Annotated in this window: 15 protein-coding genes and 1 tRNA gene; 10 read left to right on the forward strand and 6 right to left on the reverse strand. The window is 61.4% G+C overall.

Going from position 1 to position 16,095, the window contains the following annotated elements; genetic code table 11:
• Positions 1–17 precede the first annotated feature (17 nt).
• Genes AC3WS7_RS01595 through lptF form a run of 3 tightly spaced genes read right to left on the reverse strand, consistent with a single transcriptional unit; the run spans position 18 to position 2,601 of the window.
• Positions 18–395 (reverse strand): sirohydrochlorin chelatase, encoded by a 378-nt coding sequence (locus tag AC3WS7_RS01595; RefSeq protein ID WP_296465888.1) that lies wholly within the window; start codon positions 393–395, stop codon positions 18–20.
• Positions 392–1,498 (reverse strand): LPS export ABC transporter permease LptG, encoded by a 1,107-nt coding sequence (gene lptG / locus AC3WS7_RS01600; RefSeq protein WP_492655145.1) that lies wholly within the window; start codon positions 1,496–1,498, stop codon positions 392–394. Before lptG ends, AC3WS7_RS01595 begins: the two co-directional genes overlap by 4 nt.
• On the reverse strand, positions 1,495–2,601 hold the full coding sequence (lptF, locus tag AC3WS7_RS01605) for an LPS export ABC transporter permease LptF (protein ID WP_492655146.1): 1,107 nt from the start codon (positions 2,599–2,601) through the stop codon (positions 1,495–1,497). Before lptF ends, lptG begins: the two co-directional genes overlap by 4 nt.
• A gap of 23 nt (positions 2,602–2,624) precedes the next feature.
• Here lptF and AC3WS7_RS01610 point away from each other — a divergent pair, with 23 nt between their 5' ends.
• From AC3WS7_RS01610 to AC3WS7_RS01625, 4 genes are all read left to right on the forward strand, one after another.
• On the forward strand, positions 2,625–4,070 hold the full coding sequence (locus tag AC3WS7_RS01610) for a leucyl aminopeptidase (RefSeq protein WP_492655147.1): 1,446 nt from the start codon (positions 2,625–2,627) through the stop codon (positions 4,068–4,070).
• Complete coding sequence (locus AC3WS7_RS01615) at positions 4,067–4,498, forward strand: DNA polymerase III subunit chi (RefSeq protein WP_492655148.1); 432 nt, start codon at positions 4,067–4,069, stop codon at positions 4,496–4,498. The genes AC3WS7_RS01610 and AC3WS7_RS01615 overlap by 4 nt, the downstream gene beginning before the upstream one ends.
• Positions 4,498–4,791, forward strand: a complete 294-nt coding sequence (locus AC3WS7_RS01620) for a hypothetical protein (protein ID WP_296465901.1) — start codon at positions 4,498–4,500, stop codon at positions 4,789–4,791. The genes AC3WS7_RS01615 and AC3WS7_RS01620 overlap by 1 nt, the downstream gene beginning before the upstream one ends.
• A gap of 82 nt (positions 4,792–4,873) precedes the next feature.
• A tRNA-Ser gene (locus AC3WS7_RS01625) sits at positions 4,874–4,963 on the forward strand.
• Positions 4,964–5,022: 59 nt separating this feature from the next.
• Here the strand turns inward: AC3WS7_RS01625 and AC3WS7_RS01630 are convergent.
• Positions 5,023–5,931 carry an SPFH domain-containing protein gene (locus tag AC3WS7_RS01630; RefSeq protein ID WP_296466048.1) on the reverse strand — a complete coding sequence of 303 codons (909 nt, stop codon included), beginning with the start codon at positions 5,929–5,931 and terminating at the stop codon, positions 5,023–5,025.
• Between the two features lie 12 nt (positions 5,932–5,943).
• Entirely contained in the window at positions 5,944–6,369 is a 426-nt protein-coding gene (locus AC3WS7_RS01635) for an NfeD family protein (protein WP_492655149.1), read from the reverse strand.
• A 133-nt stretch (positions 6,370–6,502) separates the two neighbouring features.
• Here AC3WS7_RS01635 and AC3WS7_RS01640 point away from each other — a divergent pair, with 133 nt between their 5' ends.
• A complete protein-coding gene (locus tag AC3WS7_RS01640; RefSeq protein WP_296466056.1) occupies positions 6,503–8,773 on the forward strand; it encodes an arginine/lysine/ornithine decarboxylase in 2,271 nt (756 codons plus the stop codon).
• Between the two features lie 120 nt (positions 8,774–8,893).
• On the opposite strand, the gene fabI is transcribed toward AC3WS7_RS01640, so the two are convergent.
• Positions 8,894–9,703, reverse strand: a complete 810-nt coding sequence (gene fabI, locus AC3WS7_RS01645; protein WP_296466058.1) for an enoyl-ACP reductase FabI — start codon at positions 9,701–9,703, stop codon at positions 8,894–8,896.
• A 43-nt stretch (positions 9,704–9,746) separates the two neighbouring features.
• Between fabI and AC3WS7_RS01650 the strand changes: the two genes are divergently transcribed.
• From AC3WS7_RS01650 to rimP, 5 genes are all read left to right on the forward strand, one after another.
• Entirely contained in the window at positions 9,747–11,555 is a 1,809-nt protein-coding gene (locus AC3WS7_RS01650; RefSeq protein ID WP_492655150.1) for an extracellular solute-binding protein, read from the forward strand.
• 87 nt (positions 11,556–11,642) lie between these two features.
• A complete protein-coding gene (locus AC3WS7_RS01655; protein ID WP_492655151.1) occupies positions 11,643–12,668 on the forward strand; it encodes a microcin C ABC transporter permease YejB in 1,026 nt (341 codons plus the stop codon).
• A 4-nt stretch (positions 12,669–12,672) separates the two neighbouring features.
• Positions 12,673–13,716: an ABC transporter permease gene (locus AC3WS7_RS01660; RefSeq protein WP_492655152.1), complete on the forward strand. Its 1,044-nt coding sequence runs from the start codon at positions 12,673–12,675 to the stop codon at positions 13,714–13,716.
• Complete coding sequence (locus AC3WS7_RS01665) at positions 13,713–15,314, forward strand: ABC transporter ATP-binding protein (protein ID WP_492655153.1); 1,602 nt, start codon at positions 13,713–13,715, stop codon at positions 15,312–15,314. Before AC3WS7_RS01660 ends, AC3WS7_RS01665 begins: the two co-directional genes overlap by 4 nt.
• A gap of 134 nt (positions 15,315–15,448) precedes the next feature.
• Entirely contained in the window at positions 15,449–16,042 is a 594-nt protein-coding gene (rimP, locus tag AC3WS7_RS01670; protein WP_492655154.1) for a ribosome maturation factor RimP, read from the forward strand.
• Positions 16,043–16,095: the final 53 nt, after the last annotated feature.

The raw sequence follows: 16,095 nt of genomic DNA on the forward strand, positions 1-16,095 counted from the left end.
CATCAAAACATCTATTGCTAGGCGCTGTCCAGGGCGATCTGCGCCAGCAATTGCACCATGCGCGGGTCTTCCCCCACGGCGTCTTGCAGCAGGATGGGAACCAGGTGGTACTGCACGCGCAGGTTGTGCACCAACGCCGGCAGGTCTTCGCGAGCGTGGCGGCCCACGCCCAAAAACATCGGAACAATGCGCACGGCGCGCGCACCCTGGGCGATCAGGTCGGCCACAGCAGTAGGCAGGTCGGGCTGGCTCAGCTCCAGATAGGCGCAGACCACCAGCGTGTCTGGCGAGGACTGGCGGATTTGCGCCGCCACCGCCTCGATGGGCCGGTGCCAGAGCGGGTCGCGCGAGCCGTGGGCAAACAGCACCACACCGGTGGGATGGGGAAGGCTCATCGTCGTAGTACCAGCCAAGAGAAGGCAGTGAGAGAAATCACCGAATAAATCAGCCCCGGCAGCGCCGCGGTAAACCAGGGCTGCCAGCCCTGCAGGTTGCCTAGGTCGTTCATCACGTTGTTGAGCAGCACAAAGCTGATGCCCGCCATGACGCCGCCAAAGGTGTAGCTGGCAATGCCGCCGGATCGGAAATGCAGGTAGGCAAAGGGCAGGGCGAGTACCACCATCACCAGGCAACTCATCGGGTAGAACACTTTTTTCCAGAACTGGATTTCGTATTTCTGCGCCGATTGGCCGTTGGCATTGAGGTGGCGCATGTACTGGAACAGGTCGATGGTGCCCATGCGCTCGGGGCGCAGCACAGCAGCCGAGACCATTTCGGCGCTCACCCTGGTGGGCCAGCGAAAGCTCTCGAACTGGGCCCGGTCGGCACGGGGTGTGGCGCTTTCGGGGGCGGTGAATTCGGTGCGCTCCACGTCCTGCAGCAACCAGGATTCGTCTTCGCCAAACTGCCCGGTTTTGCCCTGCGTCAGGGACACCAGATAGCCCTGGTTGTCAAACTCGAAGATGCGTACGTCTTCCATGCTGGCATTCGGTGCCAGCGAGCCCACGTTAACGGCATAGTGGCCATAGGCCTGTTTTTCCTTCAGCCAGGCGCCAGTCTTGCCGACCGACATGCTGCCCTGGAAGCGCGACTTGAGCAACTGCGCGGTTTTGTCGGCCAGGGGCGCCACATAGTCACCCACCGCAAAGGTGAACAACACAAAACCCAGGCCCAGTGCCATCAGCGTGCGCAGGGCACGCCAGGGGCCCAGGCCGCTGGTGCGCAAGATGGTGAACTCCGAGCTGCGCGCCAGCCGTGCCATGACAAAAATGGTACCAATCAACACGGTGATGGGGAACAGTTCGTAAACGTGGCTGGGAATCATCAACGCGACATAGATCAGCGCTTGGGGAATTTGGTAACCCACCGATTTGATCTTGCCCACGGCCTGCAGCTCTTCCACCACATCAAAGAAGAAGAACAGGGCAATGAAGCCCAGCGTAACCAGAAACACGGCGACGATGACCTCGCCGTACAACAAACGCCGCAGGGTTTTCATGGGCGGGCCTCCGGTGCGGTGGTGCGGCGTCGGCGCAGGCGAGGTGTCCAGTTGTGGTGGCGCTTGGTCAACCACAGCAGGCCCAGCACCAGGGCACCACCATGCAAGCCCAGCAAAAATATGCCGAATTCGACCTGCCCGGACTGGATCCAGCTTTTGCCCAGCACCAGCAAGTTGAAATACACCACGAAAGTGAGGAAGGCAAAGCCCAGGTTGCCCACCCGTCCGGCACGCGGGTTGACCCCGGCAGACGCGAGGCCGATCACGATGAAGTTCATCGCTGCAAAGGTGAGCCCGATGCGCCAGGCCAGCTCGGCCAGGTGCAGAGGCGTGGGGGACTGCACCAGCTCCAGGGTGGTCTTGGCATGGGTGGGCGCGTAGTCGCGGGTGGACTGGTCGTCTGCCCCCACGCGTGCGCCGTAGCGCTCAAACACGCTTACTGTCATGTCGGCTTTTCCTGGTGTGCGCTCCAGCCGTTGGCCATGGTCCAGCACCAAAAACTTGTCATCACCCATCACCTCGACCCGTCCGGTACGTGCAGAGGTGATGGTTTCTTTGCCCTGTTCCTGGGTGGCGATAAAGACGTTATTACCGGTTTGCTGGCCACGTGCGTCTTTTTCGATGAAAAACACGCGGTCGCCATTGGCCGACTCCTGAAACTGGCCGGGCTCGATGCGGGCGATGTCGCCGCGCTTGTCGTACTTGTAGCGCAGGTCTTCAATGCGGCCAAAGGCCCAGGGCAGGATCAAAAAAGCCAGCGCCAGGATCACCACCAAAATCGGCCAGGCAAAGCGAAACAGGGGTTTGAGCAGGGACGCCAGTCCGCGCCCGCTGCCAAACCAGATCACCATTTCGCTGTCCTGGTACATGCGGGTCAGTACGCTGAGCACTGCAATGAACAGACTCATGGACAGGATGGTGGGCATGTCGGAAAGCACCGTGTAGCCCATGATGATCATCACATCGGCCGGGTTGAAGGTGCCCCGCGAGGCCTCTCCCAAGGTGCGGATCAGCGTCATGGTCATGACCACGGTGACCAGCACCACCAAGGTGGCGCCGAAACTGCGTGCCAACTCTTTGCGGATGGAGGAATGGAATAACATGGCGGTGAAAGAAAGCACGAATTATGAACTTTGAACTCAAGCCTTTGACCCTGGTGGGCCTTGCCAACGAAAAATGTGATGTCCTGGTGCTGCTGGTGCCGCAGGATTTCAAGCCAGGCAAGGACGAGCTGTCGCTGTTGGTGGCCCAAGCCGTGAAAGCCGGTGACTTGGGGGCCAAGCCCGGGCAACTGGTCTCGCTGTACCGGGCATCGCAGGCCAATGCGCCACGCTTGCTGCTGGTGGGGGTTGGCGAGGGCAGGGCCAAGCAAGTGCGGGCTGCGGTGGCGTCGGCACTGGGCTCGGTCAAGGCCGCCTTGGGTAAAAAAGTGGTGCTGGCCTTCGCGGCGGCAGCCCATGAGGACGCCGTGCGGGCTGCGGTATTGGCTGCGGCGGATGCCACGTACAGCTACACCCATGCCAAAAGCAAGCCTGAGCCACGCACCCTGCAGAAATGCCTGGTCGCGGCCAGCAACGCGACCGAGGTATCCGCCAGCTTTGCGCGTGCCACTGCCACGGTGTTGGGCATGGAGCTGGCCAAGGAGTGGGCCAATCGTCCGGCCAACCACGCCACGCCAACGCTTCTGGGGCAAGCGGCTCAGGCCCTGGCCAAGCTGCCCAAGGTGTCGTGCGAGGTGCTGGGCCCCAAGGAAGTGGCCAAGCTGGGCATGGGTTCTTTCATGGCCGTGGCCCAAGGTTCAGACGAACCCTTACGCTTCATCGTCTTGCGCTATGACGGCGCAGCCAAGACCAAAGCGCCCACCGTGCTGGTGGGCAAGGGCATTACCTTTGACAGCGGCGGCATTTCCATCAAACCCGCTGCCGAGATGGACGAGATGAAGTTCGACATGTCGGGGGCTGCCAGCGTGTTGGGGGTGTTCCGGGCACTGGCCGAACTCAAACCCCACCTCAATGTCGTGGGCCTGATTCCGGCTTGCGAAAACTTGATCAATGGCCGCGCCGTCAAGCCTGGTGATGTGGTGACCAGCATGAGCGGGCAGACCATTGAGATTTTGAACACCGACGCCGAAGGCCGGCTGGTGCTGTGTGATGCACTCAGTTATGCCGAACGCTTCAAACCTACCGCCGTGGTGGATATCGCCACACTCACTGGCGCGTGCGTAGTGGCCCTGGGCAGCGTGCGCAGTGGTTTGTTTACCAGTGACGATGCACTGGGAGATGCTTTGCTGGAGGCGGGTGAGTGCAGTGCCGACCTGGCCTGGCGTATGCCCCTGGATGATGACTACGCGGATGGCCTCAAAACCAATTTTGCGGATGTGGCCAACGTGGCAGGACGCATGGGCGGCGCAATTACAGCCGCCAAATTCTTGCAGCGTTTCACCAGCCAGTACCCCTGGGCGCACCTGGACGTCGCCGGTACCGCCTGGAAAAGTGGTGCGGCGAAGGGTGCTACTGGGCGCCCTGTAGGGCTGCTCGTTGAATTCCTGATGGCCCGGGCGGAGAACAAGTGACGGAAGTGGCCTTCCATTTCGGTGCACCCAACAAGCTGGAATACGCCGGACGCCTGCTGCGCAAGGCCGTCGGGCGCGGCGCACGTTTGGTCGTACTGGGGTCGCACGACATGGTGCGCCGCCTCGACGCCCATTTATGGGCGCAATCGCCGACCGAGTTTTTGGCACATTGTGTGGATGGGGATCCGTCGACATCGCGCAGTTCGGTGGTGTTGGCCAGTGCGCTGCATGCGGGCTTGCCCGCCGACCGTGTGTTGCTGAATCTGTCAGACACCGTGCCAGACGGTTTTGACCGGTTTGGCCGGGTGATTGAGGTGGTGAGCCACGATGAGGAAGACCGATTGGCAGCCCGTGGGCGATGGAAACATTACGCCCAGCGGGGAATTGCCATCCAAAAACACGACCTGAATCTCAAAGGAGCCGCGTGATGCGCACCTCCAAACCCACGCCGCGTTTTTTACCTACGCTGACCGAGGTGGTGCAGCCGCCCCATGCCCCTGAGCCGCCGCCGCAGTCTCCTATCGATACCGACGTTATGGTGGCCAGAGTGATGCAGGCCGTGGCGCCCCATATCGAGAACCAGCTCCGCGAACTGGTTGCTGATCTGGTGCAGGAACAGTTGCGTGAACTTTCTCCGCGTATCCAGCACGACTTGGCGCAAATGGTGCGTGCCGCGGTGGAGGGTGCTGTGGCAGAAATGCCGGTGCCCCCAAGCCGCTAGGCCAGCCCGCATATTTTTTTTGTGCAGTTTGCTGGCTCTCACCCCAATCTGCCCCTAAAGACAGGCTAGAATACGAGGCTCTGGAGCGGTGGATGAGCGGTTTAAGTCACACGCCTGGAAAGCGTGCGTGGGGTAAAACCCACCGCGGGTTCGAATCCCGCCTGCTCCGCCAGAAACAGATAGCCCGTAGTGCAATGCACTACGGGCTTTTTTGTTGCCCGTATGTCCCGCTTACTTGCTGGACTGCACCATTTTCATGGCGGTTGCAATCAGACCGGAGACTTCACTCATGTTGCCGGGAATGATCAGTGTGGTGGTGGCATCCGCAGCCACCTTGCCATAGGCGTCGACGGCACGTTCGGCCACTTTCAACTGGACGGCCTGTTCGCCACCTGGTTGGCGAATGGCTGCGGCGATCCGTTCAATTGCGTTGGCGGTTGCTTCGGCCACTGCGGTGATCGATGCGGCCTCACCTTGTGCACTGTTGATGGCGGCTTGTTTTTCGCCCTCGGAGCGGGCAATAAAGGCTTCGCGTTCGCCGGTGGCGATGTTGATTTGTTCTTGGCGGCGGCCTTCGGATGCTGCAATCAGTGCGCGTTTTTCGCGCTCCGCGGTGATTTGGGCCTGCATGGCGTGCAGGATTTCCTTCGGTGGCGTCAAATCTTTGATCTCGTAGCGCAGCACCTTCACACCCCAGTTGAGTGCCGCTTCGTCAATGGCGGCTACCACCTGGGCGTTGATGATGTCGCGCTCCTCGAAAGTCTTGTCCAGCTCCAGTTTGCCGATGACAGAGCGCAGGGAGGTCTGTGCCAACTGCGAAATGGCGACGATGTAGTTGCTCGATCCGTAACTGGCGCGCATCGCGTCGGTGACTTGAAAGTACAGAATGCCGTCGACCTGCAGTTGGGTGTTGTCTTTGGTGATGCAGACCTGGCTGGCAATGTCGAGCGGAATTTCTTTCAACACGTGTTTGTAGGCCACGCGGTCAATAAAGGGCACCAGAAAGTTCAGGCCCGGAGTCAGCGTGCCGTGGTACTTGCCCAGGCGCTCAATCACCCACGCATGCTGTTGTGGCACGACTTTGACCGAGCGGGTAATGAATAGGACGGCGATGACCAGAAGAATGATTGCGATTTCCATAGCGTTTCCTGTTTAAGCTTTGTCGACCAAAAGGCGGTTGCCCACCATCTCTGCTACCCGGTGAGCGCCCGGGGTTGGGTTGATGCCGGCACGGTGCATGACCGTCCACTGCGCGCCGCGGTAGTGCACGCTGGCCGTGCCATCGGCATTCCAGCTGCTCACCTGCACGGTTTCACCAATGTCCAGGTTGACGTTGGCATTGGCCTGGGCCGGAGCCTCGGTACGGCTTGAGGCCCGTTTGAGGTGCCAGACCACCACTGCGCCACCGCCTACCAGCGAGGCAAGTACCAGTTGAACAGTCAGGTTGGCTCCTAGGTGGGCGGCCAGGGCGGCGGCAACCGCGCCCAAGCCGAGCATCAGCAGGTAGAACGTGCCGGTTAGCAGCTCTACCGCCACAATGGCGCCAGTGACGAGCCACCACAGGGTGGGTTGCGACATGGGGGAGGCCTCCTTTGTATTGATGACGCCACATTGTGGTTCAAATGCAGGGCAGCGCCATGATGTTGTTGCCAGAAGTCCTTACACTTCGCGCCTGTTTTGCCATTTTTAGCCCGCCCGTTGGAGCCTTTCGATGAAGTTTCGCTTTCCCATCATCATCATTGACGAAGATTTCCGCTCGGAAAACACGTCCGGCCTGGGCATCCGCGCCCTGGCCCAGGCCATCGAGTCTGAGGGTTTTGAGGTGCTGGGCGTTACCAGCTATGGCGACCTGAGCCAGTTTGCCCAGCAGCAGTCGCGCGCCAGTGCCTTTATCTTGTCCATCGACGACGAGGAATTCACCCCCGGCCCGGACCTGGACCCTGCGGTGCTGAACCTGCGCCACTTCATTGAAGAAGTGCGCCGCAAGAATCTGGATGTGCCGATTTATGTGTACGGCGAGACCAAGACCAGCCGCCACATCCCCAACGACATCCTGCGCGAGCTGCACGGCTTCATCCACATGTTTGAAGACACGCCCGAGTTCGTGGCGCGCCACATCATCCGCGAGGCTAAGGGCTACCTGGAAGGCGTGCAACCGCCATTTTTCAAGGCGCTGCTGGACTATGCCGAAGATGGCTCCTACAGCTGGCACTGCCCCGGTCACTCAGGCGGCGTGGCCTTCTTGAAGAGCCCGGTGGGACAGATGTACCACCAGTTCTATGGTGAAAACATGCTGCGCGCTGACGTGTGCAACGCGGTGGAAGAGTTGGGCCAACTGCTGGATCACAACGGTGCGATTGGCGCTTCCGAGCGTAATGCAGCGCGTATTTTTAATGCCGACCACTGCTTCTTTGTGACCAACGGCACCAGTACCAGTAACAAGATGGTCTGGCACCACACCGTGGCACCCGGCGACATCGTGGTTGTGGACCGCAACTGCCACAAGAGCAACCTGCACGCCATCATCATGACCGGGGCCATCCCCGTGTTTTTGAAGCCCACGCGCAACCACTTCGGCATCATTGGCCCGATCCCGCAAAGCGAGTTTGAGCCCGCCACTATCCAGGCCAAGATCAAGGCCAATCCGCTGCTCAAAGGCGTGAACGCCAAGACGGTGAAGCCGCGCATCCTGACGCTGACGCAAAGCACCTACGACGGTGTGCTCTACAACACCGAAACCATCAAGAGCATGCTCGATGGTTATGTGGAGAACATCCACTTCGATGAGGCCTGGTTGCCACACGCCGCCTTCCACCCGTTCTATGGCACCTACCATGCCATGGGCAAGAACCGCGCGCGCCCCAAGGAGGCCGTGGTCTACAGCACCCAGTCCATCCACAAGCTGCTGGCCGGTATCAGCCAGGCCAGCCACGTGCTGGTGCAGGACTCGCAAACCGTCAAGCTGGACAAGCACCTCTTCAACGAGGCCTACCTGATGCACACCAGCACCAGCCCGCAGTACAGCATCATTGCCAGTTGCGACGTGGCCGCCGCGATGATGGAGCCACCCGGTGGCACTGCGCTGGTGGAAGAGAGCATTGCCGAGGCACTGGACTTCCGCCGCGCCATGCGCAAGGTGGACCAGGAGTACGGCGATGACTGGTGGTTCAAGGTCTGGGGGCCCGACCACCTGGCCGACGAAGGCATTGGCAAGGCTGCGGACTGGATCATCAAGGGTGAGAGCAAGAGCGCCAAGGCGAATTGGCATGGCTTTGGCAAACTGGCCAGTGGGTTCAACATGCTGGACCCGATCAAGTCCACCATCGTGACCCCCGGCCTGGACCTGAACGGCAAGTTTGCCAAGACCGGCATTCCGGCCTCCATCGTGACCAAGTTCCTGGCCGAGCACGGTGTGGTGGTGGAGAAGACCGGCCTGTACAGCTTCTTCATCATGTTCACCATCGGTATTACCAAGGGCCGCTGGAACAGCATGTTGACTGCGCTGCAGCAGTTCAAGGATGACTACGCCAAGAACCAGCCGATGTGGCGCGTGCTGCCCGAATTTGTGCAGAAGTACCCGCGCTACGAGAAGATGGGACTGGCCGACCTGTGCCACCACATCCACCAGCTCTACGCCAAGTTCGACATCGCCCGCCTGACCACCGAGGTCTACCTGAGCGACCTGACCCCCGCCATGAAGCCCAGCGACGCCTACGCCCACATTGCGCTGCGCAAGACTGAGCGCGTGGAGATTGACCACCTGGAAGGCCGCGTGTCGGTCGGCATGGTCACACCCTACCCACCGGGCATTCCGCTGCTGATCCCCGGCGAGGTGTTCAACAAGAAAGTGGTGGATTACCTGAAGTTCTCACGCGAGTTCAACGCGCAGTGCCCTGGCTTCGAGACCGATGTGCACGGTCTGGTGAGCGAAGTGGGCGAGGATGGCCGGTTGTGCTATTACGCTGACTGCGTCAAGTCCTGACCGTCGCCCCGAATGGGGCTTGCCATGAAATATAGCGCCAGTGCAGATTGCAGTGGCGCTATATTTTTAGGAGCTGCTCGCGCAGCACCCATACGGGCTACAGCCCGATTTTGCTTAAATTCAGCCCGCTGCAGGCTCGGGTGTGGTCACGCCCATGGTCTGGCTGTAACCGCCGTCCACATAGGTGATCTCGGCGGTCACGCCACTGGCCAGGTCGCTCAGCAGGAAGGCCGCCACATTGCCAACATCTTCAATGGTGACGTTGCGGCGAATCGGTGAGGCACCGGCCACCATGTTCAGCAGCTTGCCAAAGTCCTTGATGCCGCTGGCAGCCAAGGTCTTGATGGGGCCGGCGCTGACGCCGTTGACGCGGATGCTGCGGCCATCCGGTGTGCAGCCTACGGCCTCGGCCAAGTAGCGCACGCTGGCTTCCAGGCTGGCTTTGGCCAGGCCCATGGTGTTGTAGTTGGGGATGATGCGCTCGGCGCCCAGGTAGGTCAGGGTCAACAGGGCGGCCTTGTCATTCAGAAAGGGCAGGGCGGCCTTGGCCATGGCGGGGAAGCTGTAGGCACTGATGTCGTGTGCGATCTTGAAATTCTCGCGCGTCAAACCATCCAGGAAATTGCCCGCGATCGCTTCACGGGGCGCAAAACCAATGCTGTGGACAAAACCGTCAAAGGTGGGCCAGTGCACCGAGAGGTCCTTGAAAAGCTGCTCGATCTGCGCGTCGTTGCCTACATCGCAGTCAAACACCAGCTTGGAGTCAAAGTCGGCCGCAAACTCGGTGATGCGCTCCTTGAAGCGCTCGCCCACGTAGCTGAAAGCCAGCTCAGCGCCTTGCTCTTTGCAGGCTTTGGCGATGCCGTACGCAATGGAGCGGTTCGACAACACGCCCGTGATCAACAACTTCTTGCCTGCTAAAAAGCCCATATCGTCCTCATGAAAAATGCTTGGTCTGATGCAGAATTGTCGCATGCGAATTTGGGTGTCTGTTTGTCTTGCGCTGTCGATCAGTGCGGTTCTGCCTGCTTGGGGTGCCCATGGCTATGCCCTGTGGGGCGAGCTCAAGTACCCCGCGGGCTTTGCCCAGTTTGACTACGTGAACCCGCAGGCGCCCAAAGGCGGCGAGCTGCGGCTGGTGAGCAATCTGCGCGTCTCCACTTTCGACAAGTACAACCCGTTCACCATCAAGGGCACCGCACCGGCCTACCTCAGCAGCCTGATGTTCGATTCGCTGTTGGCGGGCTCGCTGGATGAAACCGCGGCAGGCTACGGCCTGTTGGCCGAGGATGTGGCTGTGGCGAGCGATGGCATGAGCGCGACCTTTCGCCTGCGCAAGCAGGCGCGCTTTCACAACGGCGACCCGGTGCTGGCCCGGGATGTGAAGCACAGCTTTGACACCCTGGTGGGGCCCTTCACCTCACCGGCCTACAAAAGCCTGTTGGCTGACGTCGCGGGGGTGGATGTAGTCGATGCCACCACGGTGCGCTACCGTTTCAAGCAGGCCAACCGCGAGCTGCCGCTGACTGTCGGGGGTCTGCCCGTGTTCAGCCACCGCTGGGGCGAAGAGGGCAGCAAGGCCAAGCCGTTTGACCAAGTTGTCACGGACATCCCCATTGGCAGCGGGCCCTACCGGATTGGCCCGGTGAACTTTGGCAAAGACATCACCTACGTGCGCGATGGCAGCTACTGGGCCCAGGACCTGAACGTGCGCCGGGGAAGCGGTAATTTCGACCGCATCACTGTCAAGATCTACAAAGACAACACGGCCCGCCTCGAAGCCCTCAAAGCCGGGGAGTTTGACCTGATGCGCTTCTTCTCGGCAGGCGACTGGGCGCGCCGCGTGAATGGCCGCAAATTCGACAGCGGCGAGTTGGTGAAAGCCGAGTTCACGCACCGCCTGCCGACCGGGTTTCAAAGCTATGTGCTGAACACCCGGCGCAGCAAGCTGCAGGATGTGCGGGTTCGCCAGGCGTTGGGGCTGGCGCTGGACTACGAGTGGATGAATCGCCAGATGTTTTACGGAGCCTACCAGCGTGTGCAGGGCCTGTTCGGCAACACGGCGTGCCAGGCTGTGGGGGCACCGTCGGCAGACGAGCTGCTGCTGTTGAACCCCTGGCGGCAGCAGCTCCCAGCCCCTGTGTTTGGCCCCATGGCCCTGGCGCCTCGCACCGACGGCGAGGGCTCTTTGCGTGCCAACCTGCGGCAAGCCCAGCAGCTGCTCAAGGACGCGGGCTGGACCTACCGCAACGGTGCCTTGCGCAACGCCAAGGGCGAGTCCTTTGAACTGGAGTACCTGGACAGCAATGAATCCGGTGCACGCGTGGTAACGCCATGGGCCCGCAACCTGGAGAAAATTGGCGTCAAACTCAATTTCAGGCCGGTGGACTTTGCGCTCTACCAGCAGCGCCTGCAAAAGTTTGACTTTGACATCACCTCCATCGCCTACGGCGGCACCCACAACCCCGGCCAAGAATACGCCGACCTGTTCGGCAGCCAGGCCGCCACCACCGAGGACTCCGGCAATTTGGCCGGTGTCGCCAGCCCGGTGGTCGACGCCCTGGTGCGCAGCCTGAGCAGCGCCAAACGCCAGCAGGACTTGCTGCCCGCCTGCCGCGCACTCGACCGGGTGATTGGTCACAGCCATGTGCTGGTGCCCCAGTGGTCGGCCAGCACCCACCGGCTGGCCTACAACGCCTGGCGCCTGGACAAGCCCGCCCGCATGCCGCCTTACGCAGCGGGTGAGGGCTGGGCCATTGACACCTGGTGGGCAAAGCAATGATGCCCCTATGCTCCACTGCTGTGCGGGTCGCTGCCCCCCGCGCCTTGGGGCGGCCCGGCGGCGCTCGCCCGTCTCCATAATCGCCGCATGTTTCTTTATTCCCTCAAACGCCTGGCTCTCATGCTGCCCACGCTGCTGGGCGTGTTGCTGCTGACCTTTGCGGTGATCCAGTTTGTGCCCGGTGGCCCGGTGGAGCAGTACCTGGCGGAAGCCCGGGCTGCGTCGGGTACCGGTGCTGAAGGCGGATTGAGCTACCGGGGCTCCCAGGGGGTGGATCCCAAGCGTATTGAACAAGCCAAAGCCTTGTACGGCTTTGACAAGCCGGCGCCAGAGCGCTTTTGGCAGATGCTGGTGCAGTTTGCGCAGTTTGATTTGGGAAAGAGCTTTTTTCAGAACAAAGACGTGTCGACCCTGATCTGGGAGAAGCTGCCTGTCTCCATGAGCCTGGGCCTGTGGACTTTCTTTATCAGTTACCTGATTGCGGTACCCCTGGGCGTGGCCAAGGCCGTGCGTGCCGGGTCGCGCTTTGACCTGCTCACCACCATGCTAGTGCTGGTGGGCTATGCCATCCCCGGTTTTGTCCTGGGGGTGGCCTTGCTGGTCATTTTTGGTGGGCAGCTCCAATGGTTTCCCTTGCGCGGCCTGACTTCGGCCAACTGGGAGGCGATGGGTTGGGGCGCGCGCGTGGTGGACTACCTGTGGCACATCGCCATGCCCATTACCGCCATGGTGCTGGGCAGCTTCGCGGTGACGGCCATGCTGACCAAAAACGCCTTTCTCGAAGAAATTCGCAAACAGTATGTGGTGACCGCCCGGGCCAAAGGTTTGTCTGAGCGGCAGGTGCTGTGGAAACATGTCATGCGCAACGCCTTGATTCCCATCATCACCGGGTTTCCGGCCGCGTTTGTAGGCGCATTCTTTACCGGCTCCCTGTTGATCGAAACCTTGTTTTCGCTCGATGGCCTGGGCCTGCTGAGCTACGAGAGCGTGATCCGTCGCGACTACCCGGTCGTCATGGGCACGCTCTACCTCTTCACGCTGATCGGCCTGGTCACCAAGCTGATTTCCGACCTGTGCTACGCCTGGGTGGACCCCCGTGTCACCTTTGACTGAACCCATGCCACCCAACCCCGCCCACAGCCAAAGCCCCAGCCGCCGCGCCTGGCAGCGCTTCCGGCGCAACCGCCTGGGTTTCGCCAGCCTGGTGGTTTTTTGTACGTTGGTGCTGGTCAGCCTGGTGGCAGAACTGGTGTCCAACGACCGGCCGCTGGTGGTGGTCTACCAGAGGCAGATCTACTGGCCCATGGTGCGTGACTACCCCGAGACCACCTTTGGCGGCGACTTTGCCACGCCCACCGACTACCTGGACCCCTTCATTCAGCAGCGCCTGGCCGAGCCCGGCAACTGGGCGCTGTTCGCACCCAATACCTACGGCCCCAAGACGCTGAACTACTTTGCCCCCGCGCCCAACCCGGCGCCGCCCAGCCGTGCCAACTGGTTCGGCACCGACGACCGGGGGCGCGATCTGCTGGCGCAACTGATCTATGGTTTTCGTGTGAGCGTGCTGTTTGCGCTGGCGCTGACCTTCACCGGTGTGGTGCTGGGTGTGGTCACCGGCGCCATCCAGGGATTTTTTGGGGGCAAGACCGATCTGGCCTTTCAGCGTTTTATCGAAGTCTGGGGCGCCATGCCCGAGCTGTACCTGCTGATCATCTTCAGCGCCGTGTTTGCGCCCAGCATTGCGCTGCTGCTGGTGCTGCTGAGCCTGTTTGGCTGGATGGGCCTGTCCGACTATGTGCGGGCCGAATTCCTGCGCAACCGCCAGCTGGACTACGTGCGCGCCGCACGGGCCCTGGGCGTGTCCAACTGGAAAATCATCACCCGCCATGTGCTGCCCAACAGCCTGACGCCCGTGGTCACTTTTTTGCCATTCCGCATGAGCGGCGCCATTCTGGCACTCACCTCGCTGGACTTTCTGGGTCTGGGTGTGCCGCCTGGTACGCCGTCGCTGGGCGAGCTGCTGTCGCAGGGCAAAAACAATATTGATGCCTGGTGGATTTCTCTCTCCACCTTTGCCGTGCTGGTGGTCACGCTGTTGCTGTTGACCCTGATGGGCGACGCCCTGCGTGATGCGCTGGACCCCCGGAAGCAGGACACATGAACGCCTCCACCTCACTGTTGGATGTGCGTGGTCTGCGCGTGGCTTTTGACGGCCGGGAGGTGGTTCATGGCGTGGACTTCCTTGTTCGGTCCGGTGAAAAGCTGGCGTTGGTGGGCGAGTCAGGCTCCGGGAAAACCGTCACCGCGCTGAGCTTGCTGGGCCTGGCCCACGGTGCACAGGTGCAGGGCAGCGCACGCTTTGGTCAGGCTGCGCCGGTCAATCTGCTGGGCCTGCCGGAGCGCCAGTTGCGGGCCATCCGCGGGCAAGAGATCGCCATGATCTTTCAAGAGCCCATGACGGCCCTGAACCCGGTGTTGACCATAGGCGAGCAGATTGCCGAGATTTTGCAGCTAAAACAAGGCCTGGACCGCGTGGAGTCTGCGCAAGCAGCTATTCAATTGATAGCAGATACCGGCATTGCCGAGCCTGCGCGCCGGTACAAGGCCTATCCGCACCAGCTGTCAGGTGGCCAGCGCCAGCGCGCCATGATCGCCATGGCGCTGGCCTGCAAACCCAAGCTGTTGCTGGCCGACGAGCCCACCACCGCGTTGGACGTGACGGTGCGCCGCCAGATCCTCGATTTGCTGGACCAGCTGCAGCACCAACACGGCATGGCCGTGCTGCTAATCACCCACGATCTGAACCTGGTGCGCCAGTTTGCCGACCGTGTGGCGGTGATGGAGGCCGGGCACATCGTGGAGCACGGTGCCGTGGCCGATGTGTTTGCTCAGCCACAGCACGCCTACACCCGGCGCCTGCTGGACAGCCGACCTGTCCGTCACGTGCTGCCGGCCCAGCCAGATGCCGAAGTGCTGCTGCAGGGTGAAGGTCTGCGCGTGGGCTACCCGATGCCGCTGGGCGGCGTGAAGGGTTGGTTTCGGTCTGGCGAGTTTGTGGCCGTGCAGGGCGTCGACTTTGCCGTGCCCGCCGGCCAGACGCTGGGGGTGGTGGGCGAGTCGGGCTCCGGCAAATCCACTCTGGCGCTGGCGGCCCTGGGGTTGCAGCGCTGTTCGGGCCGTTTGTCGGTGCTGGGCCAGGCCTGGGGGCAGGGCGCCACTGTCGACAAAGCCCTGCGCCAGGGGCTGCAGGTGGTGTTTCAGGATCCGTTCTCGTCCCTGTCGCCGCGGCTGACGGTAGAAGAAATTGTGGGCGAGGGCCTGCTGGTGCATGCGCCGCAGCTGGACACTGCGGCCCGTCGCCGCCAGGTGCAGGAGGCGCTGGAGGTGGTGGGGCTGACGGATGCCCAGTTTCCCGGCCTGCTGGAGCGCTACCCACACCAGTTTTCCGGTGGCCAGCGCCAGCGCCTGGCCATTGCCCGGGCGCTGATCGTGCAGCCACGCCTGCTGGTGCTGGATGAGCCCACCAGCGCGCTGGACGTGACCATGGCCCAGCAAATCCTGCAGTTGCTGCAACGTCTGCAGGCCGAAAGAGGGCTGGCCTACCTGCTGATCACCCACGATGTGGCCGTGATCCGGGCCATGGCGCACCATGTGGTGGTTATGCAAGCCGGGCATGTGGTGGAAAGTGGCCCTGTGGAGCGGGTACTGGATGCGCCACAGCACGGCTACACCCGAACCCTGTTGGCGGCAGCCGAATAGTTCCTTACGAATCAAGGGTCTTAGCACAGTTTTGGAGTACAATCCAAAGCTCACGACCAAACGGGCGGGTAACTACCGCCCGTTTTTTTTGGTCGATTGTTTTTCACTCACGCATTCAGGCAGGCTTTACCGACGTGGCATTACAGGAAATCGTTGAACAAACCGTAGCAGGACTGGGATATGACCTGGTGGAGATTGAGCGCTCCGCCGGAGGTTTGCTGCGCATCACCATCGATTTGCCCTGGACCGCACCCGTGGAAGGGCAGGCTTCCGTAGAGCAGTTTGTGAATGTGGAAGACTGTGAAAAAGTGACACGCCAGCTGCAGTTTGCACTGGAGGTGGATGGCGCGGAATACAAGCGGCTCGAGGTGTCCTCGCCCGGTATTGACCGTCCCTTGCGTCACACCCAGGATTTTGAGCGTTTTGCGGGTCAGATCATCGACATCACCCTCAAAGCGCCCATGGGGGCAGCGGCCAACGGCCAGGTCAATGCCAACCGCAAGAAATTTCGTGGCACGTTGGAGCGTGTGGTGGCGGCTGACGGCGCCGTGGGTTGGCAAATCGTCTGGAGCGATGCGCCCGAGCCCAAGCCCGGACAAAAAGTCAGCAAAAAACGTGTGCCCCCGCCGCTGCAGGCGCTGGGTTTTACGTTGGATGAGCTGCGCGACGCACGGCTGGCACCGATTGTGAGTTTCAAGGGCCGCGGAAACGCTGGCTCTGTGGAGTAAGTCGTACGGCTGGATTCCAGCTGGCGTGTCCCCCAAGTTTGTTTGTATTGATC

The sequence above is a fragment of the Rhodoferax sp. EU05-FHT12H12 genome (assembly GCF_058791215.1).

Bases quoted from the DNA above. Each gene is read 5' to 3' on its own strand.
- AC3WS7_RS01595 (WP_296465888.1), bottom strand. From the start codon at position 395: ATGAGCCTTCCCCATCCCACCGGTGTGGTGCTGTTTGCCCACGGCTCG.
- lptG (WP_492655145.1), bottom strand. From the start codon at position 1,498: ATGAAAACCCTGCGGCGTTTGTTGTACGGCGAGGTCATCGTCGCCGTG.
- lptF (WP_492655146.1), bottom strand. From the start codon at position 2,601: ATGTTATTCCATTCCTCCATCCGCAAAGAGTTGGCACGCAGTTTCGGC.
- AC3WS7_RS01610 (WP_492655147.1), top strand. From the start codon at position 2,625: ATGAACTTTGAACTCAAGCCTTTGACCCTGGTGGGCCTTGCCAACGAA.
- AC3WS7_RS01620 (WP_296465901.1), top strand. From the start codon at position 4,498: ATGCGCACCTCCAAACCCACGCCGCGTTTTTTACCTACGCTGACCGAG.
- AC3WS7_RS01630 (WP_296466048.1), bottom strand. From the start codon at position 5,931: ATGGAAATCGCAATCATTCTTCTGGTCATCGCCGTCCTATTCATTACC.
- AC3WS7_RS01635 (WP_492655149.1), bottom strand. From the start codon at position 6,369: ATGTCGCAACCCACCCTGTGGTGGCTCGTCACTGGCGCCATTGTGGCG.
- AC3WS7_RS01640 (WP_296466056.1), top strand. From the start codon at position 6,503: ATGAAGTTTCGCTTTCCCATCATCATCATTGACGAAGATTTCCGCTCG.
- fabI (WP_296466058.1), bottom strand. From the start codon at position 9,703: ATGGGCTTTTTAGCAGGCAAGAAGTTGTTGATCACGGGCGTGTTGTCG.
- AC3WS7_RS01650 (WP_492655150.1), top strand. From the start codon at position 9,747: ATGCGAATTTGGGTGTCTGTTTGTCTTGCGCTGTCGATCAGTGCGGTT.
- AC3WS7_RS01655 (WP_492655151.1), top strand. From the start codon at position 11,643: ATGTTTCTTTATTCCCTCAAACGCCTGGCTCTCATGCTGCCCACGCTG.
- AC3WS7_RS01660 (WP_492655152.1), top strand. From the start codon at position 12,673: ATGCCACCCAACCCCGCCCACAGCCAAAGCCCCAGCCGCCGCGCCTGG.
- AC3WS7_RS01665 (WP_492655153.1), top strand. From the start codon at position 13,713: ATGAACGCCTCCACCTCACTGTTGGATGTGCGTGGTCTGCGCGTGGCT.